The organism is Pelomicrobium sp. G1, from assembly GCF_051905455.1.
In the GTDB taxonomy this organism is placed as follows: Bacteria; Pseudomonadota; Gammaproteobacteria; order Burkholderiales; family UBA6910; genus Pelomicrobium.
The window spans coordinates 1-299 of sequence record NZ_JBQACR010000266.1 but is presented as its reverse complement, the minus strand read 5'-3'; the positions used below and the strand labels follow the sequence as shown (position 1 = coordinate 299).

1 protein-coding gene is annotated in these 299 nt (G+C 68.6%); it reads left to right on the top strand.

Features of this window, described 5'->3' with window-relative positions:
- A partial coding sequence (locus ACTFO6_RS18440; RefSeq protein ID WP_439935829.1) for an ArsA-related P-loop ATPase occupies positions 1–299 on the top strand: 299 nt, incomplete at both ends.

The following is a 299-nucleotide window of genomic DNA, read 5'->3' as shown; positions in this document are numbered from 1 at the left end:
ACCCTGGATCGACCACGCTGGTGCTGGTGAGCCGGCCGGACAAGGTGGCGCTTGACGAGGCGGCCCGCACCGGCGCCGAGCTTGGCGCCCTCGGGCTTGCCAACCAGGTGCTGGTCCTGAACGGCGTGTTTCGTGCCACCGATCGCCGCGACCGGGTCGCGGTGGCGCTCGCCCGCATCGGGGAAGAAGCGCTGCAGCGGATACCCGAGCCCCTCGCCCGTCTCGAACGCGTCATCGTGCCGTTGAAGCGGGAACAGGTGATCGGTATCGATGCCCTGAGCCGATTCTTCGACGAAGAC